This is a genomic window from Streptomyces sp. NPDC056948 (genome assembly GCF_042674225.1).
In the GTDB taxonomy this organism is placed as follows: Bacteria; Actinomycetota; Actinomycetes; order Streptomycetales; family Streptomycetaceae; genus Streptomyces; species Streptomyces purpurascens.
This window is the reverse complement of sequence record NZ_JBHUQX010000048.1, coordinates 1-22,718: the sequence shown is the minus strand read 5'-3', so window position 1 is coordinate 22,718 and position 22,718 is coordinate 1. Positions and strand designations below refer to the sequence as shown.

20 protein-coding genes are annotated in these 22,718 nt (G+C 71.2%); 7 read left to right on the top strand and 13 right to left on the bottom strand.

Annotated features, from left to right (window positions below; genetic code table 11):
* The 8 genes from ACFTZL_RS09020 to ACFTZL_RS08985 form a co-directional block, all read right to left on the bottom strand.
* On the bottom strand, positions 1-792 hold the full coding sequence (locus ACFTZL_RS09020) for an SDR family NAD(P)-dependent oxidoreductase (protein ID WP_382579867.1): 792 nt from the start codon (positions 790-792) through the stop codon (positions 1-3).
* Positions 793-856: 64 nt separating this feature from the next.
* On the bottom strand, positions 857-1,978 hold the full coding sequence (gene pcaD, locus ACFTZL_RS09015) for a 3-oxoadipate enol-lactonase (RefSeq protein WP_382579866.1): 1,122 nt from the start codon (positions 1,976-1,978) through the stop codon (positions 857-859).
* Positions 1,975-3,267 carry a 3-carboxy-cis,cis-muconate cycloisomerase gene (gene pcaB, locus ACFTZL_RS09010; protein ID WP_382579865.1) on the bottom strand — a complete coding sequence of 431 codons (1,293 nt, stop codon included), beginning with the start codon at positions 3,265-3,267 and terminating at the stop codon, positions 1,975-1,977. Before pcaB ends, pcaD begins: the two co-directional genes overlap by 4 nt.
* Positions 3,264-3,869: a protocatechuate 3,4-dioxygenase subunit alpha gene (gene pcaG / locus ACFTZL_RS09005; RefSeq protein ID WP_382579864.1), complete on the bottom strand. Its 606-nt coding sequence runs from the start codon at positions 3,867-3,869 to the stop codon at positions 3,264-3,266. The genes pcaB and pcaG overlap by 4 nt, the downstream gene beginning before the upstream one ends.
* 6 nt (positions 3,870-3,875) lie before the next feature.
* A complete protein-coding gene (pcaH, locus tag ACFTZL_RS09000) occupies positions 3,876-4,649 on the bottom strand; it encodes a protocatechuate 3,4-dioxygenase subunit beta (protein ID WP_382579863.1) in 774 nt (257 codons plus the stop codon).
* 89 nt (positions 4,650-4,738) lie between these two features.
* Positions 4,739-5,941, bottom strand: coding sequence for a thiolase family protein (locus ACFTZL_RS08995; RefSeq protein ID WP_382579862.1), 1,203 nt, complete (start codon positions 5,939-5,941; stop codon positions 4,739-4,741).
* Complete coding sequence (locus ACFTZL_RS08990; RefSeq protein WP_382579861.1) at positions 5,938-6,582, bottom strand: CoA transferase subunit B; 645 nt, start codon at positions 6,580-6,582, stop codon at positions 5,938-5,940. Before ACFTZL_RS08990 ends, ACFTZL_RS08995 begins: the two co-directional genes overlap by 4 nt.
* On the bottom strand, positions 6,582-7,337 hold the full coding sequence (locus tag ACFTZL_RS08985; protein WP_382579860.1) for a CoA transferase subunit A: 756 nt from the start codon (positions 7,335-7,337) through the stop codon (positions 6,582-6,584). Before ACFTZL_RS08985 ends, ACFTZL_RS08990 begins: the two co-directional genes overlap by 1 nt.
* A 207-nt stretch (positions 7,338-7,544) precedes the next feature.
* Between ACFTZL_RS08985 and ACFTZL_RS08980 the strand changes: the two genes are divergently transcribed.
* Positions 7,545-8,009 carry a MarR family winged helix-turn-helix transcriptional regulator gene (locus tag ACFTZL_RS08980; protein ID WP_382579859.1) on the top strand — a complete coding sequence of 155 codons (465 nt, stop codon included), beginning with the start codon at positions 7,545-7,547 and terminating at the stop codon, positions 8,007-8,009.
* A 38-nt stretch (positions 8,010-8,047) separates the two neighbouring features.
* Here ACFTZL_RS08980 and ACFTZL_RS08975 read toward each other — a convergent pair whose 3' ends face one another.
* Complete coding sequence (locus tag ACFTZL_RS08975) at positions 8,048-9,058, bottom strand: DUF3048 domain-containing protein (RefSeq protein WP_382579858.1); 1,011 nt, start codon at positions 9,056-9,058, stop codon at positions 8,048-8,050.
* 175 nt (positions 9,059-9,233) lie between these two features.
* Here ACFTZL_RS08975 and ACFTZL_RS08970 point away from each other — a divergent pair, with 175 nt between their 5' ends.
* Positions 9,234-10,424, top strand: a complete 1,191-nt coding sequence (locus ACFTZL_RS08970; protein WP_382579857.1) for a zinc-dependent alcohol dehydrogenase — start codon at positions 9,234-9,236, stop codon at positions 10,422-10,424.
* A 12-nt stretch (positions 10,425-10,436) separates the two neighbouring features.
* Here ACFTZL_RS08970 and ACFTZL_RS08965 read toward each other — a convergent pair whose 3' ends face one another.
* Positions 10,437-11,501, bottom strand: coding sequence for an ATP-dependent DNA ligase (locus ACFTZL_RS08965; RefSeq protein ID WP_382579856.1), 1,065 nt, complete (start codon positions 11,499-11,501; stop codon positions 10,437-10,439).
* Between the two features lie 164 nt (positions 11,502-11,665).
* Here ACFTZL_RS08965 and ACFTZL_RS08960 point away from each other — a divergent pair, with 164 nt between their 5' ends.
* Both ACFTZL_RS08960 and ligD read left to right on the top strand, forming a co-directional pair.
* The gene (locus tag ACFTZL_RS08960; protein ID WP_382579855.1) at positions 11,666-13,426 is read left to right on the top strand and encodes a SpoIIE family protein phosphatase; all 1,761 of its coding nucleotides are present in this window, start codon (positions 11,666-11,668) and stop codon (positions 13,424-13,426) included.
* A 52-nt stretch (positions 13,427-13,478) separates the two neighbouring features.
* On the top strand, positions 13,479-14,507 hold the full coding sequence (gene ligD / locus ACFTZL_RS08955; RefSeq protein ID WP_382579854.1) for a non-homologous end-joining DNA ligase: 1,029 nt from the start codon (positions 13,479-13,481) through the stop codon (positions 14,505-14,507).
* On the opposite strand, the gene ACFTZL_RS08950 is transcribed toward ligD, so the two are convergent.
* Complete coding sequence (locus tag ACFTZL_RS08950) at positions 14,494-16,686, bottom strand: OmpL47-type beta-barrel domain-containing protein (protein WP_382579853.1); 2,193 nt, start codon at positions 16,684-16,686, stop codon at positions 14,494-14,496. The two genes, ligD and ACFTZL_RS08950, sit on opposite strands and share 14 nt — an antisense overlap.
* Positions 16,683-19,160 carry a ThuA domain-containing protein gene (locus ACFTZL_RS08945; RefSeq protein ID WP_382579851.1) on the bottom strand — a complete coding sequence of 826 codons (2,478 nt, stop codon included), beginning with the start codon at positions 19,158-19,160 and terminating at the stop codon, positions 16,683-16,685. The genes ACFTZL_RS08950 and ACFTZL_RS08945 overlap by 4 nt, the downstream gene beginning before the upstream one ends.
* Positions 19,161-19,349: 189 nt before the next feature.
* On the opposite strand from ACFTZL_RS08945, the gene ACFTZL_RS08940 reads away from it, so the two are divergent.
* Entirely contained in the window at positions 19,350-20,321 is a 972-nt protein-coding gene (locus ACFTZL_RS08940; RefSeq protein ID WP_382579849.1) for a multicopper oxidase domain-containing protein, read from the top strand.
* Positions 20,322-20,425: 104 nt separating this feature from the next.
* A complete protein-coding gene (locus ACFTZL_RS08935; RefSeq protein WP_382579847.1) occupies positions 20,426-21,475 on the top strand; it encodes a LacI family DNA-binding transcriptional regulator in 1,050 nt (349 codons plus the stop codon).
* A gap of 40 nt (positions 21,476-21,515) precedes the next feature.
* Here ACFTZL_RS08935 and ACFTZL_RS08930 read toward each other — a convergent pair whose 3' ends face one another.
* The gene (locus tag ACFTZL_RS08930; protein ID WP_382579845.1) at positions 21,516-22,298 is read right to left on the bottom strand and encodes a VOC family protein; all 783 of its coding nucleotides are present in this window, start codon (positions 22,296-22,298) and stop codon (positions 21,516-21,518) included.
* A gap of 225 nt (positions 22,299-22,523) precedes the next feature.
* On the opposite strand from ACFTZL_RS08930, the gene ACFTZL_RS08925 reads away from it, so the two are divergent.
* On the top strand, positions 22,524-22,718 hold a 195-nt coding region (locus tag ACFTZL_RS08925; RefSeq protein ID WP_382579873.1), incomplete at its 3' end, for a WhiB family transcriptional regulator.

The window sequence follows — 22,718 nt, the reverse complement described above, 5'->3', positions numbered from 1 at the left end:
TCAGACGCGGAGCAACTGGTCGGTCACCGCCGCGAGCCGCCTGCGCACCGCGGGGTCGTATGCCGCCTCGTGCGCCCGCGCGGCACGGGTGCCGTCGAAGTAGCGGCCCGAACCCAGGTCCCGGGTGGCCGGAGCGAGTACGCCCGGTGCGCCGTCGGCGACCGTGTGCCGGGGCGTGAACCCGCCTTCGCGGACCATCGCCGTGTCCATGTGGGTCGCGGGGTGCACCACGTTCACCGCGACGCCGCTGCCGTCGAGTTCCTCCGCGAGGGTGAAGGTGTGGGCGGCGAGAGCGAACTTGCTGCGGCAGTACGCCGACAGGCCGCTGTAGCGGCGGATGAGCTCCGGGTCGGCGACATCGAGGGGTTCCTGGCCGGCCGAGCCGACGTTGACGATCCGGGCGGGCGCGTTCGCGCGCAGCACCGGCAGCAGGGCGCGCGTCAGCACCACCGGCGCCAGATAGTTGACCGCCAGCCGCAGCTCGTGCCCGTCGGCGCTCAGCTCACGCCCGGCGCCGGACGGACCGGCGCCGACGGCCGCGTTGTTGATCAGCACGTCCAGCTCGGGATGCGCGTCGCCGACGTGCGCGGCCAGCTCCCGCACCCGCGCCAGCGAGGCGAGATCGGCGACGAACCCCTCGGCGTCGCCCTCGGCGCGCAGCTCCTCGACGAGCCGCTCCGTCCGGTCCTCGTCGCGGCCGTGGACGAGGACCACGTGCCCGGCGCGGACCAGCTCGAAGGCGACGTACCGGCCGAGCCCCGAGGTGGCGCCCGTGATCAGCAGGGTGGACATGCCTCCACCGTAGGCACGCCGCGGCGGCGGGTGCGAGACCTGGCCGGGCCTACGACCAGCAGGGTCACCCTGCCGTGCCGTCCTCCTCGGCGAGCACCCGCTGGGCCGTCGCGAACGCCGAGTTCGCCGCCGGCACCCCGCAGTACACGGCCGTCTGCAGCAGCACCGCGCCGATCTCCTCGGGTGTGAGCCCGTTGCGGCGGGCCGCCCGGACGTGCATGGCCAGCTCGTCGTAGTGGCCGTGCGCGACCAGCGCGGTGAGGGTGATCATGCTGCGCTCGCGGCGCGACAGCGCCGGGTCGGTCCAGATCTCGCCCCAGGCGTAGCGCGAGATGAAGTCCTGGAAGCGTGCGGTGAAGGGCGTCTGCCGGGCTTGCGCCCGGTCGACGTGCGGGTCGCCGAGCACCTCGCGCCGCACCTCCATCCCGCGTCCGACGGGCCCGCCGAAGTGGGCCCGCAGCGCGGTCAGTACCGCCTCCGGGCACTGCGCGGGCGCCAGATGCGAGGCGCCCGGGAGCTCGACGAGCGTCGAGCCCGGCACCGCGTCGGCGATCTCCCGCAGATGGGCGGGCGGCGTCGCCGGATCGTCGCGGCCGGCGACCAGCAGCGTCGGCACGGCGATCTCGGGCAGCCGGTCCCGCAGATCGAACGCGGCGAGCGCGTCACAGCAGGCGGCGTACGCGTCCGGGTCGGCTTCCTGGTGGTCCCGCACCAGCTCCGGCACGGTGAAACCGGACGTGAACCAGCGCGCGTGAGCCCCCTCCGCGAGCCCGGCCAGCCCCTCCCGCCGCACCAGCGCGGCCCGCTCCTGCCAGGGCAGCGCTCCGTTGAAGTGCGCCGACGAGCAGAGCACGGCGAGCGACGACAGCCGTTCCGGATGGTGCACCGCGAGATGCAGGCCCACGGCCCCGCCCAGCGACACACCCGCGTACGCGAACCGTTCGATGCCGAGCGAGTCGGCGAGCGCCAGCACCAGGCCGGCGAGGTCACCGACCGTCGCGTCGGCCGCGATGAGTCCGGCCGCCGAGCCGCCGTGCCCCGGCAGATCCCAGCGGACCACCCGGTGGGTGATCGACAGCTCGGGCGCCACCTTGTCCCACAGGGCGTACGACGTGCCGAGGGAGGGGCCGAGCAGCAGCGGGGGAGCGGAGGCGGGCCCTTCGGTGCGGTGGTTCAGGAGTGTCAACGTCGCTCCAGAGCGCGGTCGGTGAGGGCTCCGGCGGAGCCGGTGTAATGGGTGGGATCGAGGTCGACGTCCGCCAGCTCCGGTGCCTCGGCGAGCGGGCGTCCCTCGGCGGCCAGCCGGGTGAGGAGCTCCTTGGCGCGGGCACGGCCCAGCACCGGGGCCAGTTCGGCGGAGAGCCGCTCGGAGACGATCAACCCGCCGGTCAGGTCCAGGTGTTCGCGCATGACCTCGGGCCTGACCCGCAGTCCCTCGGCCAGCTCCACGGCGTCCCGGGCGGCCCCGCCGACCAGCCGCAGCAGGTCCCGCAGCGGTTCCCACTCGGCGTGCCAGGACCCGGCCGGCCGCTCGTCCTCCGCGGCCAGCGAGCCGTACAGCGTGGCCGCGAGCTGCGGTGCCCGACGTGCGGCGGAGGCGATGAGGGTGGACCGTACGGGGTTGGACTTGTGCGGCATGGCGGACGAGCCCCCGCCGCTGCCCTCCGCGACCTCCGCGATCTCGGTGCGCGACAGGGTGAGGACGTCCACGGCGACCTTGCCGAGGGCGCCCGCCGTGAAGGCGAGGCACCCGGCGAGATCGGCGACGGGCGTCCGCAGGGTGTGCCAGGGCAGATCGGGTGTCCTGAGGCCGAGTTCACGGGCGTACGCAGCCGGAAGTTCGGTCGGATCGCTCGCGCCGTACGCCCCGAACGCCGCCAACGTGCCCGCCGCGCCGCCGAGTTGTGCCGGCAGCGAGTCCCGTACGGCCGTCGTCCGGTCCCGCGCGTCGAGGACGAGTGCCCGCCATCCGGCCGCCTTCAGCCCGAAGGTCGTCGGTACGGCGTGCTGGGTGAGCGTCCGCCCCGGCATCGCCGTGTCACGGTGCTCCGCGGCCAGCCGGGCGAGGGCCTGCTCGGTGCGCCCGAGGTCGGCGAGGACCAGGTCCAGGGTCCGCGCGGCGACCAGCATCGTCGCCGTGTCCATGATGTCCTGGCTGGTCGCGCCCCGGTGGACGTAGGGGCCGTACTCGTCGCCGACGGCCTTCGTCAGCTCCGCGACCAGGGGGATGACGGGGTTGCCGCCCGCGCGGGCCCGCTCGGTGAGGGACGGTACGTCGAAGGCGCCGGAAGCCGCCTCGGTCACCGCGGTCGCCGCCTCGGCGGGGGCGAGCCCCAGAGCGGCCTGGGCCCGGGTCAGCGCGGCCTCCGCGTCGAGCAGCGCCCGCAGATACGCGTGGTCGCTCGTGGCGGACGCGGCCGCCGAGTCGGCCCACCCGGGGGCGAGCAGGCCGGTGTCGCCGTGCGCAGCTGTCACTGGAACTCCAGGAAGACCGTCTCGCCTTCGCCCTGAAGGCGGATGTCGAAACGGTACGTGCCGCGCGCCTCCTCCACGGCGATCAGCGTGTCGCGGCGCCCGTCCTCCAGCCGGGACAGCAGCGGGTCGGCGGCGAGCACCGTCGCGTCACCCGGCAGGTAGATCCGGGTGTACAGGTGCAACAGGAGCCCTCGCGCGAAGACGCACACGCTGAGGTACGGGGCGTTCCGGCCGCGCGCACCGGGCCGCAGCGTGCGCGCGTACCAGTGGCCGTTCGCGTCGGTCTGGATGCGTCCCCAGCCCGTGAACTCCACGCCGTTGCGCCCCAGGAAGCCGCCCGAGGCCGGGTCGCGGCGCATCGAACCGTCGGCCGTCGCCAGGGTGCCCTCCGGGTCCGGGCCCCACAGTTCGATCAGGGCGTCGGGCAGCGGAGCGCCCTCGCCGTCGGTGACGTACCCGTGCACGGTGACCGTGTCCGGATGCCCGGCGGGCGCTATGTCCTCACCGCCGCGGAACGGCAGGGCGTGGCCGTAGAACGGGCCGACGGTGTGCGAGGGGGTGGGCAGCACGCTCTCAGGACTGCTGGTGTCGATCTTCGTCATGGCAGGTCAGCGCCCTTCTTCGATCCAGGTGGCCTGCGGCCCGTCCAGCACGATGTCCCAGTGGTAGCCCATCGAGAACTCCGGCACCGACAGGCCGTGGTCGTAGGTGGCGACCAGCCGCTGCCGGGCCGCGTCGTCCGTCACCGACTGGATGATCGGGTCGTAGGGGAACAGCGGGTCGCTCGGGAAGTACATCTGCGTCACGAGCCGCTGGGTGAACGCCGAGCCGAAGAGCGAGAAGTGGATGTGGGCCGGGCGCCAGGCGTTGACGTGCTGGCGCCACGGGTACGGGCCCGGCTGGACGGTGGTGAAGCGGTAGTGGCCCTCGGCGTCGGTGAGCGTGCGGCCCACGCCGGTGAAGTTCGGGTCCAGCGGGGCGTCGTGCTGCTCGCGCTGATGGGCGTAGCGGCCCGCCGAGTTGGCCTGCCAGATCTCCACGAGCTGGCCGCGCACCGGGCGGCCGTCGCGGTCCAGCAGCCGGCCGGAGACGGTGATGCGCTCGCCGATCGGCTCGCCGTCGTGCTGCCGGGTGAGGTCGTTGTCGATCTCGGTGATGTCCCGCTCCCCGAAGGCCGGGGAGGACAGCTCCACCAGCTCCGGGTCCTTGCTGACGTCGATGGTGACCGGTGGCTGCTTCGGGTGCCGGAGCACCGAGGAGCGGTACGGCGCGTAGTCCCGCCGCGGCTGATGTTCGACGGGCCCGCCGTCGGCGAGGCGCTTCTCGTACGCGGCGTGCTCGGCCGCGATCTCCTGGTCGATGTCGTGCTGTGTGAGAGTCATGGGGGTCCCTGAGGAGGTTCGTGAGGTTCTCGCCCTGAAGGGGCGCGGGGAACTGCGCGACCAGCCACATACGGCCCGCAGCCGAACGCCTAACGTTCCAGAACAAGCGCAAGCCCCTGGCCCACGCCGATACATAGCGTGGCGACACCGACGCCACTGCCCCGCCGGGCGAGCTGATGCGCAACCGTCCCGGCGAGCCGGGCCCCGGACGCGCCGAGCGGATGGCCCAAAGCGATCGCACCGCCCTGCGGATTGAGGATCGCGGGATCGAACTCGGGCCACTCGGCCACACACCCCAGCACCTGTGCCGCGAACGCCTCGTTCAGCTCCAGCACGGACAGGTCGTCGAACCCCTTGCCCGCCTTGGCCAGCGCCCGGTTGACGGCCTCGACGGGAGCGAGTCCGAAGTAGTCCGGGTCGAGGGCGTTGACGCCGGTCGCGGAGATCCGGGCGAGCGGCTCGCGGCCGGTGGCCTTCAGACCCTCCTCGTCGACCAGAAGAAGGGCCGCCGCCCCGTCGTTGAGCGGTGACGCGTTGCCCGCCGTCACCGTGCCGCCCTCCTTGCGGAACGACGGCTTCAGCTTGGCCATCGTGGCCAGGGAGGCATCCGGACGGACACACTCGTCGGCCGCGAAGACCACCGGATCGCCCTTGCGCTGCGGGACCGCCACAGGCGCCGACTCGGCGTCGAACAGGCCCTGTTCCCGCGCCCGCGCCGCCTTCTCATGGCTGCGGAGCGCGAACTCGTCCTGCTGCTCGCGGCTGATCTTGTGCTTGTCGGCGATGAGTTCGGCCGACTCGCCCAGCGGGATCGTCCACTGCGGCTCCATGCGCGGGTTGACCATCCGCCAGCCCAGAGTCGTGGAGTACAGCTCGGTGTGCCCGGCCGGGAAAGGCTTGTCGGATTTGGGCAGCACGTAGGGCGCCCGGGTCATCGACTCCACACCACCCGCCACTGCGATGGAGGCGTCGCCGACGGCGATGGCGCGGGCCGCCTGGATCACGGCCTCCAGACCGGACGCGCACAGCCGGTTGACGGTCACGCCCGGCACCGTGGTGGGCAGGCCCGCCAGCAGGGCCGCCATGCGGCCGACGTTGCGGTTCTCCTCACCGGCGCCGTTGGCGTTGCCGAAGTACACGTCCTCGATCCGCGCCGGATCCAAGTCCGGGGTGCGGGCGAGCAGTTCGCGGATCGCGTGTGCGCCCAGGTCGTCCGGGCGGACGGAGGCGAGGCCGCCGTTGTAGCGGCCGATGGGGGTGCGGACCGCGTCGACGAGGTAGACGTCCTTCACTTCAGGCCCTCCGGCACGGTCAGTTCGGCGTCGGTCCTGGCGATGATCTCTTCGGCGCTCACGCCCGGCGCGGTCTCGACCAGGACGAGCCCGTCCTCGGTGACGTCGAGGACGCCGAGGTCGGTGATGATCCGGTTCACACACCCCTTGCCGGTCAGCGGCAGGGCGCACTCGGTGAGGATCTTCGGGGAGCCGTCCTTGGCGGTGTGGGTCATGACGACGACGACCGTACGGGCGCCGTGCACCAGGTCCATCGCCCCGCCGATGCCGGTGATCAGCTTGCCGGGGATCGCCCAGTTGGCCAGGTCGCCCCGCTCGGACACCTGCATGGCGCCGAGCACGGCCACGTCGATGTGCCCGCCCCGGATCATCGAGAAGGACAGCGCCGAGTCGAAGAAGGACGCGCCCGGCAGGACCGTCACGGTCTCCTTGCCGGCGTTGATCAGGTCCGGGTCGACGGTGTCCTCGGTGGGGTAGGGGCCGGTGCCCAGGATGCCGTTCTCCGATTCGAGGACGACCTCGACGCCCTCGGGCAGATAGTTGGGGATGAGGGTGGGCAGGCCGATGCCGAGATTGACGTACTGCCCGTCCCGCAGCTCGCGCGCGGCCCGCGCGGCCATCTGTTCACGCGTCCAGGCCATCAGTTGCTCACCGTCCGCTGCTCGATCTTCTTGTCCGCCGCCTGCTCCGGGGTGAGAGCGAGCACCCGCTGCACGAAGATGCCGGGCAGATGCACCGCGTCCGGATCGATCTCGCCGGGCTCGACCAGCTCCTCCACCTCGGCGATGGTGACCCGCCCCGCCATCGCGGCCAGCGGGTTGAAGTTGCGGGAGGACTTGTTGAAGACGAGGTTCCCGTGCCGGTCGCCCTTTGCCGCCCTGACCAGGGCGAAGTCGGTGCGGATGCCCCGCTCCAGCACGAACTCCTCGCCGTCGAACTCCCGGACCTCCTTCGGCGGCGAGGCGAGCGCGACCCCGCCCTCACCGTCGTAGCGCCACGGCAGACCGCCCTCGGCGACCTGGGTGCCCACCCCGGCCGGGGTGTAGAAGGCAGGGATCCCGGCGCCGCCGGCCCGCAGCCGCTCGGCCAGCGTGCCCTGCGGGATCAGCTCGACCTCCAGTTCCCCGGCCAGGTACTGCCGGGCGAACTCCTTGTTCGCGCCGATGTAGGAGCCCGTCACCCGGGCGATCCGGCCGGCGGCGAGGAGGACCGCAAGGCCCGACTCCATCGCCCCGCAGTTGTTGGAGACCACCGACACCCCGGCCACCCCGCGCTCGTAGAGCGCCTGGATCAGCACGTTCGGCACACCGCTCAGCCCGAAACCGCCCACCGCGAGCGACGCACCGTCGGGCACATCGGCCACCGCCTCCAGGGCTGTGGCGACCACCTTGTCCATCCGAGAAGCCCCATCTCTTCCGAGCGCTCCGACCTATATTAGTCAGCGCACTGAGTATTTCCGTGAAGCTCCTCTCACGCTGCCATCGCCACAGCAGGGCGTCAAGGCCTCGGCATATGTGCCTCTGATCCCTTGCGTAGCCGGCGGACAGCCCGGGAGCGGGCCGGTATTGTTCAGTGCACCAACGAAAACGACCGAGGGGTGCACATGGCGGCGGCCGACCTCACCACCCACCCCGGGCACCTGGCCCGGCGGCTCCAGCAGGCCCACTACCTGCTGTGGAACACGATGGTCTCCGAGGAGATCACCTCGCCCCAGTACGCGGTCCTCAACACACTCGTCGCCGAGCCCGGTCTGGATCAGCGCACGGTGGGGGAGCGGGTGGGGCTCGACCGGTCCACGATCGCCGAGGTGATCAGCCGGCTCATCCGGCGCGGGCTGCTCGACAAGGTCCGCGACCCGCAGGACGGCCGCCGTTTCCTGCTGCGCCTCACGGAAGAGGGCGCACGCACTCACCGCAAGCTGACCGTGCGCACCGCCCGGATGAACCAGATCTTCCTCGCGCCGCTGACCGCCGAGGAGCAGACGGTGTTCTTCGACCTCATCCGGCGCGTGTCGGACGCGGCCGAAGGCCTGCGCAATCCGGGGGAGTCCCTGGTGGCGCCCCGCTGACCGGTGCGGCCCGCGCGGGCCGGTCAGGGGGCCGCCGGTCAGGGGGCCTCGGAGTACACCACCCACACCTGGCCCTTCGCGAAGTTCACGGGTGCGCCGCCGCGGGTGGTGAACGCCGTGCCGTCGGTGGCGTTTTCGCGCTCCCAGTTCACGTCGTAGGCCCGCCCGTCGCGCAGTACCTTCGCCTTCCCCGAGCCCACCGTCTCGGTGTACGGCGTGTTGTTGCCGAGGAAGTCGCGGAAGGCGGACTCGCGCACCTTCACGTACTGCACGACGACTGTCGCGGGCGCCATCCGCTTGCCGTCGGCCGTCGTGGCGGGTGTGCCGTCCATGCCGACCAGCCAGCGGTCCCGGGAGTCCGACCAGGTGAAGGTGAAACGGGCCGCCGGATAGCGCACCGTCTGCGAGGTCGTCGTGGTGCCGTCGGCGGGAGCGGAGCCGTAGCGGAAGCCGGTGGTCAGGGCGGCCCGGCCCGGGGGCTCCGGCACGATCCGCTCGGGCCGAACATAGAGGTTGTGCGGGGCTGACCTGTCGGGGTCGCGGAAGAAGGCGTCGGAGGCGCTGCCCGGTGTCGCCGTTCGCAGCGGCGCCTTGTCGATCAGCGGCAGGAGCTTTGACTGGGCGCCGGAGAAGGCGAGTGTGGGCTGGTCGAACTGGCGCAGCAGCTCCAGATCCGATTCACGGGCGCTGCGCACCGGGCCGACCGCCTTCGGCAGCTTCGTCGCGTACACCGCCATCAGGCGGCTGAGTCCGCCCTCGACCTGTTCCACGTACACCACGTCCGCGGCATCGACACCCGTGGGCGGCCGAGCCGTGCCCGCGTTGTCGATCTTGACGGCGAGTACGGAGCCGTCGGTCGCCGTGGGTGATGCGCCGCGCTCCGACGCGCTGGCCGATCCCCGCCCGTCGTCCGGCGGGCCGCCCCCGCTCGTGCAGCCCGCCGCCAGGGCCGCCGTCACCGTCGCGGCCAGCAGCGCCGCTGTCGTCGCGGCCCGCCGTCCGCGCGCCTCTCGTCCCATGCCCACCGTCGCCACCGCGCCTCGTGTCATCCGTTTGTTCAGATTGTGCGCTTATCTGAGCATCGATGGCCACACTCGATCGTTTCTGGCGGGACGGTGTCCCCGTCGCGTCCGTCGATCGGCTCAAGGTTCAGTGCGGGGCACCCGGGTACCCGGGGCTCGCCGAAACGACCGACGCGCACGCTGACGGAGGGAGCGCGAGGCGATGAGGGCAGTGACCTGGCAGGGCAAGCGTGACGTGCGGGTGGAGGACGTGCCCGATCCGACGATCCAGGAGCCGACGGACGCGGTCATCCGCATCACCTCCACCGGGTTGTGCGGGTCCGACCTGCATCTGTACGAAGTGCTCACGCCGTTCATGACACCGGGGGACATCCTCGGCCATGAACCCATCGGCATCGTCGAGGAGGTCGGCGCCGGTGTACCGGATCTCCAGGCGGGGGACCGGGTCGTGGTGCCGTTCCAGATCGCCTGCGGCAACTGCTGGATGTGCCTCACCGGCCTGCCCACCCAGTGCGAGACCACCCAGGTCAGCGGCGAAGGCATGGGTGCCGCCCTGCTCGGCTACACCCGCCTGTACGGCTCGGTGCCGGGCGCCCAGGCCGAATACCTGCGGGTCCCGCAGGCACAGTTCGGCCCGATCAAGGTCCCGGAGGGTCCGCCCGACGACCGCTTCGTCTACCTCTCCGACGTCCTGCCCACCGCCTGGCAGGCGGTCGCCTACGCCGACATCCCGCAGGGCGGCAGCGTCGCCGTGCTCGGCCTCGGACCCATCGGCGACATGGCCTGCCGCGTCGCCCAGGTCCAGGGCGCCGGGCGGGTGTTCGGCGTGGACCTGGTCCCGGAGCGGCTGCGCCGGGCCCGTGCGCGGGGCGTGGAGACGTACGACCTCAGGTCCTTCGACGACGAGAAGGAACTCGTCGCCGCGATCCGCGACGAGACCGACGGCCGCGGCCCGGACGCCGTGATCGACGCGGTGGGCACCGAGGCGCACGGCAGCGCGGCGGCACGCATGGTGCAGAGCGCCGCCGCGATCCTGCCCCGCAAGCTGAGCGGCCCGATGGCCGAACGCTTCAGCGTCGACCGTCTCGCCGCCCTCCACATGGCCATCGACCTGGTCCGGCGCGGCGGCACCCTCTCGCTGTCCGGTATCTACGGCGGCACGGCGGACCCGCTGCCGCTGCTCACCCTGTTCGACAAGCAGATCCAGATCCGGATGGGCCAGGCCAACGTCCGCCGCTGGAGCGACGACATCATCCCGTACCTGGCCGACGAGGACCCGCTCGGTGTCGAGGACTTCGCCACCCACCGGCTGCCGCTGTCGGAGGCCCCGCACGCCTACGAGATGTTCCAGCGCAAGCAGGACGGCGCGGTCAAGGTGCTGATGCAGCCCTGACTTCGCGGGACGCTAGACGCCGAGGATCTCCGCCAGGTCGTAGCGGACCGGCTCCTGGAGCTGTGCGTAGGTGCAGCTCTCGGGGGTCCGGTCCGGGCGCCAGCGGCGGAACCGGGCGGTGTGCCGGAAACGCTGCCCGTTCTCCATGTGGTCGTACGCCACCTCGGCCACCCGCTCGGGCCTGAGCGGCACCCACGACAGGTCCTTCCGGCCCGACCAGCGGCTCGGCGCCCCGGGCAGCCGGGCCTTCTCGTGCGCGGCCTCGTCGGACCAGGCCGCCCACGGATGCCCCTGGGCGTCGTCCAGGCGCAGCGGTTCCAGCTCCTCCACCAGCTCGGCACGCCGTTTCATCGGGAAGGCGGCGGACACGCCCACGTGCTGGAGGGTGCCCCCGTCGTCGTACAGGCCGAGCAGCAGCGAGCCCACGACGGGGCCGCTCTTGTGCAGGCGGTACCCGGCGACGACCACGTCCGCCGTGCGCTCGTGCTTGATCTTGAACATGGCGCGTTCGTCCGGGCGGTAGCGCACGGTCAGCGGCTTGGCGATGACACCGTCCAGGCCCGCCCCCTCGTACTGCTCGAACCACTGCCGCGCCACCTCGATGTCGGTGGTCGCCGGCGCCAGGTGCACCGGCGCCGTCACCTCCGCCAGCTCCCCGGCCAGCAGCCCCCGCCGGTCGGTCATCGGGACGTCCATCAGCGACTCGTCCCCCAGCGCCAGCAGGTCGAAGGCGACGAGCGAGGCCGGCGTCCGCTCCGCCAGCATCCGCACCCGCGAGTCCGCCGGATGGATCCGCTCCGTCAGCGCGTCGAAGTCCAGATGCCCCTCCCGCGCGATCACGATCTCCCCGTCCACCACACAGCGCTCCGGCAACCGCTCCCGCACAGCCGTCACCAGCTCGGGAAAGTACCTGGTCAGCGACTTGCCCGTACGGCTGCCGAGCTCGACCTCGTCCCCGTCGCGGAACACGATCGCCCGGAACCCGTCCCACTTCGCCTCGTACTGCATGCCCGCGGGGATCGCCGCCACGGACTTGGCGAGCATGGGCAGCACGGGGGGCATCACCGGGAGATCCATGCCTCGACTCTAAGAGCCGCGCGTACGGTCCGCCTGTTGAGCACGGGGCGGAAAGTCGCAGGTCAGGGCGAGATCGCCCGGGGACGCGGATGCGGAGTCCTGCCACCGGCGACACACTGGAACGTGGCGTGCTCCGATGCAGGGGGCGGATGAGGAGGATCCGCGTGGGCTTCGACCACCTTCCGCTGAAGTCGCTCTTCTCCGGTGCCGAGGACGCCCTCGTGTCGATGCTCGCCGACGCGCCCGACGAGGCCGTCGAACAGGCCCACGAGTACAAGATCCTCCGCAACGTCCTGGACGGCACCTCGGCCGCGGTGGCCATCCTCGACGAACGGCTGCGCTTCCGGTACGTCAACGGAGCCATGGCCCGCATGAGCGGCGTGCGGCCCGACGAGTTCCACGGCCGGACCATGGCCGAGGTGCTGCCGGACATCCACCGCTCGGAGGACGTGCTGCGCATGGTCCTCGGTGACGGCCGTCCCAGGGCGCTGACCGTCACCGGCACCACGCGCGCGCCGTCACCGTTCCGGCAGCGGCAGTGGAGCGCGGTCTACCACCGGCTGCAGGACCACGACCACGTGCTCGGCCTGTGCGGGGTCGCGGTGGAGGTCAGCGGTCTGCGCCAGTACATGGACGACCTGGAGCGGGCCCACCAGCGCCTTGCCCTGCTGGACACCGCCGCCACCCGGGTGGGTACGACCCTCCACGTCGAGAAGACCTGTGCCGAGCTGGCCGATTTCGTCGTGCCGAGCCTGGCCGACCGGGCGTCGGTGTGGGTCCTGGACACGGAGGAGGTCGACGACCTGCCGTCTCCGGCCCCCGGCGTTCTCCGGCTGCGGGTCATCGCCTCGGCGGGCGGAGCGGACGTCGTCGGCCGCGTCGGGCTGACCGCGAAGGCCGGTTACTACTTCGACGTCCCCCGCGACTCGCCGACCCGGAGCTGCCTCGACACAGGCCGGCCATGGGTCGGGAACCTCGCCTCGGACGACGTACTGCTGAAGATGCTGCGCACGCCGCTCAACGTGGAGGTGTTCCGCGAAGTCGGCATCCACTCGGTCGTCGCGCTTCCCCTGCCGACACGGGAGCACCCGGTCGGCGTCGTGTACCTGTGCCGGGCAGGGGATTCCGCGCCGTTCACCGACGAGGACGTGGTGGTGGCCCAGGAACTGGCCGCCCGGGCCGCCGTCGCCATCGACAACGCCCGGCAGTACACCCTCGAACACACCATGGCGCTGGAACTGCAACGCGCCCTGATGTCCGAGCCCGGCATCCCGCACCCGGATGTCGAAACAGCCTCCCGCTACCTCCCCGCCGGGCAGCGCGCCCTCGTCGGCGGGGACTGGTTCGACTCGATGGCCCTGCCCTGCGGCCGCACCCTCCAGGTGATGGGCGACGTCATGGGCCACGGCTTCACCGCCGCCGTCGCCATGAGCCAGTACCGCTCCCTGCTGCGCACCATCGCCGCCTCCGGCGCCCCTGTCGAACGGATCCTCCAGGAGGCCGACCACCGGCTGGCGAGCATCGGCCTCGACCGGGTGGCCACCTGTCTGCTCGCCCTCGTCGACCCCGGCCAGGGCACCTGCACCTTCTCCGGTGCCGGGCACCCGCCGCCCGTGCTGCTGCACCCCGACGGCCCGGCCGAACTGGTGCACGTCCCGACCGGACCTCCCCTCGGCACGGACCTCGGCGGGTACGAGGCACTGACCCTGCCGGTGCGGCCCGGAACCGTGCTGCTCATGTACACCGACGGTCTGATCGAGGACCGCCGGAGGGACATCGACTCCTCGCTGCGGCGCCTGACGCATCTGCGCCTCGACATCGACGGTCCCCTGGAGAGCGTCGTCGACGCCCTCCTCGACCGCCTCGTGCACGGCACCACCGAGGACGACGTCACCCTGCTCGCCACCCGTCTGCGCACCCCGTGACGCCTGAACGCTCCGCATGCGAGGCCCACGCGCTGCGCCTACCGTGGCTCGCATGGGTGACGCGGTGGAACTGGAGGCGGGAGGCCGGACCGTACGGCTGTCCAGCCCGGACAAGATGTTCTTCCCGGAGCGCGGCTTCACCAAGCTGGACCTTGCCCGCTACTACCTGGCCGTCGGCCCCGGCATCCTGCGCGCCCTGCGCGACCGGCCGACGACCCTGGAGCGCTACCCCGAGGGCATGAACGGCGAGAACTTCTTCCAGAAGCGGGCGCCCAAGAACATGCCCGACTGGATCCCGACCGCGCACATCACCTTCCCCAGCGGCCGCAGCGCCGACGAGATGTGCCCCACGGAGGTCGGAGCGGTGGTGTGGGCCGCCCAGTTCGGCACCCTCACCTTCCACCCCTGGCCGGTACGCCGCGACGACGTCGACCGCCCGGACGAACTCCGCATCGATCTCGACCCGCAGCCCGGCACCGACTACGACGACGCCGTCCGCGCCGCCCACGAACTCCGGGCGGTGCTCGACGAGTTCGGCGGACTGCGCGGCTTCCCCAAGACCTCGGGCGGCCGGGGCCTGCACGTCTTCGTGCCCATCGAACCGCGCTGGACCTTCACCCAGGTCCGGCGCGCCGCCATCGCCGTCGGCAGGGAGCTGGAGCGGCGCATGCCGGACCAGGTGACCATCAAGTGGTGGAAGGAGGAGCGGGGCAGGCGCATCTTCGTGGACTACAACCAGACGGCACGCGACCGCACGATCGCCTCCGCCTACTCGGTACGGCCCCGCCCGCACGCCCCGGTCTCCGCGCCCCTGCGCTGGGACGAGGTGGGGGTCGCGCACCCCCAGGACTTCGACCTCGCGACCATGCCCGCGCGCTTCGCCGAACTCGGCGATGTGCACGCGGACATGGACGACCACCGCTACTCGCTCGAGGCCCTGCTCGACCTCGCCCGCCGTGACGAGCACGACCACGGGCTGGGGGATCTGCCCTACCCGCCCGAGTATCCGAAGATGCCGGGAGAACCCAGGCGGGTACAGCCGAGCAGGGCCCGCAAGGAGAAGCCTCCTACAGCTCCTTGACGCGGATGTCCCGGTAGGACACCACATCCGTCGTGCCGTGTACCTGGAGCCCGAGGTAGCCGGAGGCGAACCGCCGCCCGTCCGTGCCCGGGTCGTCCGAGCGGGGCGGGGTGAACGCCTGGCCTCCGGTGTTGTCGAACTCGTTGATCAGCACACCGTTGCGGTACACGGAGTAGTGCTGGTCGACCACGCGGATCTCGTAGTCGTTCCAGGTGCCCTTCTGGGTCACGCCGGCGCCGGCGAGTCCCACCCGGTCGAAGCCGTAGACCGACCCCGTCTTGTACATGTCGCCGTCGGGCCGGTCGAGTACCTGCACCTCGTGCCCGTACTTGATGGCGACCCACTCCGGCCGTGACTCCTCAGGGTGGTCGTGGACCCAGGGGAAGCGCACGAACACACCGGAGTTGGCGTTGCCCGTGCCCGGTGCGTCGTCCCGCCACTGGAGCTTCAGCGAGAAGTCGCCGTACTTGCGCTCCGGGAACCACAGCATGCCCATGCCGGGCGTCGTGGTGCTGGAGGTGATCGTCCCGTCGGCGTTCAGCCCGAACGAACCGCCGCCCACCTGCCGCCACTTGGCCAACGACTCCGCGCTGCCGTCGAAGAGCGCGCGATAGCCCTCGGTCTGCCCCGGCTTGCCGATGCCCGACTGGCGGGCGGCCTTCCGGACGGCGTTGTACTCGCGCTGGTCGATCACGCCCTCCTTCAGCAGCGCGTCGAGGACGGACGTCACATGCTTGAGGAACAGGGCGTGGGACGTCCACTCCTTCTCGTCCTCGATCAGCTCGCCGATCCGGCACCGGTTGTCGGTCACCCGGTTGCGCACTCCCGAGTCGACCGAGCCGACGATCACCGTCAACCGCTCGTCGTACTCCGGGCAGTCGGGCGCCGGAACTTGTCCGGAGACGACCGTGAAGGTCACGGTGCGGGCTGCCGCGGTGTTGCCGGCCTTGTCCGTCGCCCGGTACGCCACCGTGTGCCCGCCCGCCCGGTCGACCACCACCGGGGTCGAGTAGGCGAGATACGGCCCGCCGTCGAGCGAGTACTCGATCTTCTCGACGCCCGAACCGTGCGCGTCGGTCGCCGTGATGGTCACCCGCGCGCTGTTGACGTACGCCCCGGCGGAGTTCTTCGTGCCCTCCACGGACACGCCGGTCACCGGCGGGATCGTGTCCTGCGGCGGTGCCGCGACGACCTTGAACTGCACGCTTTTCTCGGCCGCCGCATTGCCCGCCTTGTCGGTGGCGCGGTAGCGGACGGTGTGGGTGCCGACCTGGTGCACCATCACCGGTGCGGTGTACGGCTGCCAGGCACCGGAACCGATCGCGTACTCGATCGTGTTGACCCCGGAACCCGTGTCGGAGGCGGAGACGGTGACCGTAGCCATGTCGATGTACGCCCCGTCGGGATCGCGCTCACCGCTCACTGTCGCCGAGGTCTCCGGCGCGGTGGTGTCGTCGGACTGCGGCGCCACGACCGTGAACGACGCGCTCTTCTCGGCGGAGACGTTGCCCGCCTTGTCGAAGGCGCGGTAGCGGACCTTGTGGGCGCCGACCTGATCGACGACGACCGGCGCGGTGTACGGCTGCCAGGCACCCGTGTCGCCGATCGCGTACTCGATCTTCTCGACGCCCGAGCCGCCCTCGTCCGTGGCGTGCAGCGCCACGCTCGCCGAACCGACGTACTCGCCCTGCGTGTTCTGTGTCCCGCTCACATGCGCCGACGCCTCGGGCGCGGTGGTGTCCTCGCCGGTGCCCTCGGTCACCACGAGGATGCCCTGCATCTGGCCGTGGCCGGGGATCGTGCAGTGGTAGAAGTACCGGCCGGGCGTGAGCGTGACCTGGGCGGTGTGCTTGCCGCCCTGGGCGTCGTTCGGGTTGGCCAGGATGTTGAGCTGGACGTCGTCGTTGAACTCGGGATCGCTCGTGACGAACGTCAGCGTGTGCGGCATGCCGGTGGTGTTGCCGGTGGCCACACTGTTCTCGAACACGATCGTGGCCGTGCCGGCGACCGCCGTCTTCGGCGCCGAGAGGTACTTGTCGATGTCATTGCCGGCCGTCCAGGTGAGGACCTGTTCGGCGGCCTTCGCCTTCGGCTGCCCGGACGCCGGCATCGCCTGCACGCCGAGCACCACGAGCAGGGCGGCCAGCAGGGCGGCCCAGATTCTTCGTTGCCGGGTCACTCGGTCCCCCTAGCGAGCTGGTCGGCGGCCGGGGTCGGCCCGCCGCCCTTGTAGACGACCCGCCACAGGGCCGACTTGGAGTCCGAGGTGAAGAAGCCGCGGCCGTAGTCGAGGACGTACAGCGCACCGTCCGGACCGAACTTCCAGTCCATGAGGTTCTTGATGCCGTCGTTGCCGATCGGCACGATCTTCTTCAGCGACTCCGAGTGCACCGGCAGACCGCCGTCCCCTTGCGTCTTCGGGTCCATGACCACCGCGTTGCGCGGCTGGTCGGCGTCGTAGAAGTCACCGACGAACCACTTGCCGTCCCAGTAGGCGGGCCACTTGGCCGCGCTCGTGCTGCCGGTGTCGTACCGGTAGACCGGCCCGTTCATCGCGGCCTGGCCGCCGCCCTTCAGCCAGGGCAGCCGGTACGTCGCCTCCTCCGGCTTGTACGAGGGGACGCCGTTCGCGTCCCGCGGGTAGTCCGGCGCACCGCCCTGCGGCGAGTACCAGATGTTGTTGCCGGTGACGGGCGGCAGATCGACCAGGCCGTCGTTGTTCGGCGACTCGTTCTTCGGGCGGTCGCAGTCGTACCAGCCCAGCGGCTTGGACGGGTCCGGCAGATTGCGGTCCCGGTAGGGCTGCTTGTTGCCCATGCAGTACGGCCAGCCGCGGTTGCCCGCCTTGGTGATGGCGGCGAACGTGTCGTACTTGGCCGGACCCCAGGTCGTCGAGGGCGCGCTCGCGTCCGGACCGACCCAGCCCGCGTAGAGAACATTGGTCGACTTGTCGACGAAGATACGGGCGGGGTTCCTGACCCCCATCACATAGATCTCGCCGCGGGTCTTGCCGCCGCCCTCGTCGGTCTCCTTCCCGGTGAAGAGGTTGCCCTCGGGAAGCGTGAACGTCCCGTCCGGCTCCGGGTGGATGCGCAGGATCTTGCCGTTGAGGTTGTTCGTGTTGCCGGCTGTGCGGCGCGCGTCCGCGAAGGAGACGCCCTTGTAGTTCGGCTGCGGGTTGTTGCCCGAGTAACCGGCGCTGAACCCGCTGGAGTTGTTGTCACCGGTGGCGATGTAGAGATTGCCCTTCGAGTCCCAGGCCATCCCGCCGCCCGAGTGGCAGCAACTGTGAATCTGCACCGGCCACTTCAGCAGCACCTTCTCGCTGGCCAGGTCCAGCTTGTTCGTGGCCTGGTCGAGCGTGAAGCGGGAGACGCGCCGCTCCGCCATCCGCGTGTCGCGGTTGATCCCGGAGTGGGGCGTGTAGTGGAGATACACCCAGCCGTTCTGCGCGAATCCCGGGTCCAGCTCGATGCCGAGCAGCCCCTCCTCGACCTTGATCAACTCGTCGCCGCCGCCCTTGTTCCCGAAGACGGTGAGCGCACCCGCGAGCGTGACCTGCTTGGTCTTCGGGTCGTAGACGTGGATCTCGCCCTTGCCCTTGCCGATGTCGGGGTTGTTCCAGTCGGTGACCACGGGCTGCGAGGAGTCGGCGCCGCCCCGGCCGATGTAGAACACCCGCCCGTCGGGCGCCGTGACCAGTCCGTGCGGTTCGCCGATCTGATCGTTCTGCCCCGGCTGGTTGGCCTTGGTCAGCCGTTCCGCCTGGTAGTTGGCGTTGATGGTCGCCTTGCAGTCGGCCTGCTCCAGCCGGGTCGTCCACAGCAGCGCGCCGCGCAGATGGGCGCGGAAGTCGGTCTCGTCGTACGACGACACCGTGCCGCCCATGCCGGTGTAGAAGGAGCGGCCGCCGTCGTAGTCGCGGCACCAACTGACCGGGTGGTCCCAGCCGTTGCCGCCCGTCCCCGGCTGATAGCTCGACTCCCGTACCCGGGCCACCGTATGGACGTCACCCGACGGGTTCTTCACCCAGTTCAGCCACTTGTCCGGGTGCTTCCACTGCACCGGCAGGTCCTTGGTGGCCGGGTGCCGGCGGTCGCCGACCTCGACGGTCGCACGCTGCACGGCCGAGGGGCTCGACGCGGCCGGGCGGGCTCCCACCAGTCCGGTGAACCAGTCGGAGTACGGCTCCGCGCGCGCCGCGTCATGAAGGCCGAGGAAACCGCCGCCGGCCTCCATGTACGCCTCCAGGCCCGCCTCCTGCTCCGCGTCGAGGACATCGCCCCCGCCGGTCAGGAACACGATCGCGTTGAAGCGGCCGAGCCTCGTCTCGTTGGTGAACACCGAGGCGTCGCCGGTGGCTTCGACCTTGAAGCGGCGGTTCGCCGGGCCCGAGAGCCCGATCTTCTCGATCGCCTCGATCCCGGCGTTCACGACCGGGGACTCGTCCCCGGCCGCCGCGGAACCGTGGAAGATCAGCACCCGTACATTCGCGCCGCCCGGCGGCGACTTGATCGACATCGTTGTCAGCGGGGGTTCCGGATACGGCCGCGCGTTCGCGGCCGGCCCCGACAGCAGCCCGGCGGTCACGACTCCGGCGGCCACGGAGGCCGCCCAGACACGTCTTCCCTTGCTCAACCCTCGTAAGTGCATGGGCACCTCCTCGGTCACAGCAACACCGCCAAGGAAGCTAAACCCCTTTGCACGGCACGCCAATACCTATGACCGGGATGGCTCCAACTTTGTCTTGAGTGTGGATAAACGGGAGCGCGGCCGGTACCGTCGCACAGGTTCATCACAGGTACGCCTCTGTAAAAGCCTTACCAGGGTGGGGAGTTCCGCATGGACAGACGCAGCTTCAACCGGCGGGTCCTGCTGGGCGGCGCGGCCGTCGCGACATCGTTGTCGGTGGCGCCGGAGGCCGTGAGCGTCGACGGACCGGCGAAGACGGCACCCGCCGGAGGCGAGGTGAAGCGCATCAAGCTGTACGCCGAGAAGCTCGCCGACGGCCAGATGGGCTACGGCCTGGAGAAGGGCAAGGCGACCGTCCCCGGCCCGCTGATCGAGCTCAACGAGGGCGACACCCTGCACATCGAGTTCGAGAACACCATGGACGTGGCGGTGAGTCTGCACGTCCACGGCCTGGACTACGAGATCACCAGCGACGGCACGAAGATGAACCGCAGCCATGTCGAACCGGGCGGCACCCGCACCTACACCTGGCGCACCCACGCCCCCGGCCGCCGCAAGGACGGCACCTGGCGGGCGGGCAGCGCGGGTTACTGGCACTACCACGACCACGTCGTCGGCACCGAACACGGCACACAGGGGCTGCAGAAGGGCCTGTACGGCCCGGTGATCGTCCGCCGCAAGGGCGACATCCTGCCGGACCGGACGCACACGGTCGTCTTCAACGACATGCGGATCAACAACAGGCCGCCGCACTCCGGGCCCGACTTCGAGGCCACGGTGGGCGATCGCGTCGAGTTCATCGTGATCACGCACGGCGAGTTCTACCACACGTTCCATATGCACGGTCACCGCTGGGCGGACAACCGCACCGGCATGCTGACCGGCCCCGACGACCCCAGCCAGGTCATCGACAACAAGATCACGGGCCCGGCCGACTCCTTCGGCTTCCAGGTGATCGCGGGGGAGGGGGTCGGCGCCGGCGCCTGGATGTACCACTGCCATGTGCAGAGCCACTCCGACATGGGGATGGTGGGGCTGTTCCTCGTGAAGAAGCCGGACGGGACGATCCCCGGGTACGAGCCGCACGAGCACGGGGGTGAACAGCCGGGGCACGAGCACTGACCGGCGGCTGCGGCCGGCCGCTCTCGTAAGGGCACGAGAGCGCTCTCACCACGCCGCGTCCCCGGGGCTATCCTGATCCGCAACCGCAGATGAGGAGCCCCGAAGTGACCGACACCGCGCCGCGTCCCACTCTGGAGGCCGTGGCCGCCCGGGCCGGTGTCTCGCGGGCCACCGTCTCGCGCGTGGTCAACGGCGGGGACGGGGTGCGGGACGTTCTCGTGGAGCGGGTCCGCAAGGCCGTGGACGAACTCGGGTACGTGCCCAACCAGGCCGCCCGCTCCCTGGTGACCCGGCGGCACGACGCGATCGCGGTCGTCGTCGCCGAACCCGAGACCCGGGTCTTCGCCGACCCGTTCTTCGCGCTCCAGCTACGCGGCATCAGCAAGGAGCTCACGGCCCACGACAACCAGCTCGTCCTGCTGCTCACGGAGGGCCGGGACGATCACGCCCGGGTCGGCCGGTACCTCGCCGGCGGACATGTCGACGGGGCCCTCGTCTTCTCCCTGCACCTCGACGACCCGCTGCCGGAGCTGATCCAGCGGGCCGGTGTCCCCACCGTCTTCGGCGGGCGGCCGGGCTGGAGCGGCGACCGGCGCGGTGTGGTCTACGTCGACAGCGACAATCGCGGCGGTGCCCGCGACGCCGTCCGCCACCTGGCCGGCCTCGGCCGCACCCGGATCGCGCACATCACCGGCGCACTCGACCAGACCTCCGCGGCGGACCGGCTCGACGGCTACCGGGACGTCATGGGGGACGCCGACCCGCGGCTGATCGCCGAGGCAGACTTCACCCCGGCCGGGGGCGAGCGTGCGATGCGCGAGCTCCTCGAACGCTGCCCGGACGTGGACGCGGTGTTCGCCGCCAACGACCTCACGGCCTCAGGCGCCCTGCGCGTCCTGCGCGAGTCCGGCCGCCGCGTCCCCGACGACATCGCCGTGATCGGCTTCGACGACATGCTCCCCTTCGCGGAACAGACCGACCCGCCGCTCACGACGGTCCGTCAGGACATCGAGGAGATGGGCCGCCTGATGGCCCGCCTGCTGCTGCGCGAACTCGACCGCGGCACCCCGCCCGGGGGCTCGGACGAGGCCGCAGGCGACACGCCCTCCAGCGTGGTCCTGCCGACGACATTGATCCGGCGCGCGTCCGCGTAGCCGGCCGGCGCCGCTCGGGGGAGGCCGCCCCGAGTCGGCCTCAGGCCTGCGGCTCGCTGCGGATCACCGCGAAGCGTGCGCCGTACGGGTCCGCGAGCTTGGCGAGGCGGCCGACGCCCGGCAGGTCCGTGGCGGGGGCGCGGATCGTGCCGCCCCCCTCCTGTGCCCGGGCGACGATGGCGTCCGGGTCGGTGACCTCGAAGTACGGCAGCCAGTACGCCTCCTCCTCGACCGGGTCGTCGGCCAGTGGCACGACGCCGCCGAACATGGCGTCCTCGGGCTCTCCGGCGGGGACGAAGGTGGTGTAGGCGCCGCCGGGGAACTCGACGCCGAAGGTCTCCAGGCCGAGCACGGAGTGGTAGAAGGCGGCCGCGGCGGGGACGTCCGCCGTGTACAGCTCCACCCAGCACAGCGAGCCGTGCTCCTGGACGACGTCCAGGCCCTTGTTGCGCCCCGGCTGCCACAGGCCGAACAACACCCCCGCCTGGTCGGCGAGGATCGCCATGCGGCCCAGGTCCCGCACGTCCATCGGCTGCATCAGCACCGAGCCGCGCGCCTGCCCGGCCGCCTGTGCCGTGGCGTCCGCGTCCGGGGCCTGGAAGTACACCGACCAGGAGGGCGGGCCCTGCTCCGGCGTGGTCTGCATGCCGCCGGCGGCGGTTCTGCCGCCGAGCTGGAAGAGACCGTACCCCCCGACCTCGGGGTCGCCCGGCTGGAACCGCCAGCCGAACAGGTCCCCGTAGAAGGCGGCGGCGCCGTCGATGTCGGATGTGCCGAGATCGATCCAGTTCGGAGCGCCGGTGACATAACGGGTGGTGAGCATGGCCGCCCTCCTCGCACAGGGTCCCGTCCTCTCTCTGCCGAGTCTCGCACCGCCCACTGACAAGCGCCGCCGGAGCGCCGCCGGGGCGTGCTGCGAGACGCTCCCGCGCGCCGCCGTGCGTCGGCTCGTCCAAGAGGTGATGATCGAAAGTGGCCGGGGGTGCATGAACGCGGTGTTGATCCCGCGTTGATCGAACGTTTTTCGCCGACCGCAACGCTTCTGGCCATGCACATCGACACGATCACCATGCCCGAACTCGCCTGGCAGCAGGAAGCGTTGTGTGCGCAGACCGGGGCGGACTTCTTCTTCCCCGAGCCGGGCAGTTCGGTGCGGGAGGCGAAGCGGATCTGCGGCCTGTGCCCGATCCGCACGGCGTGCCTCGAGTACGCGCTGGACAACGACGAGCGTTTCGGCGTCTGG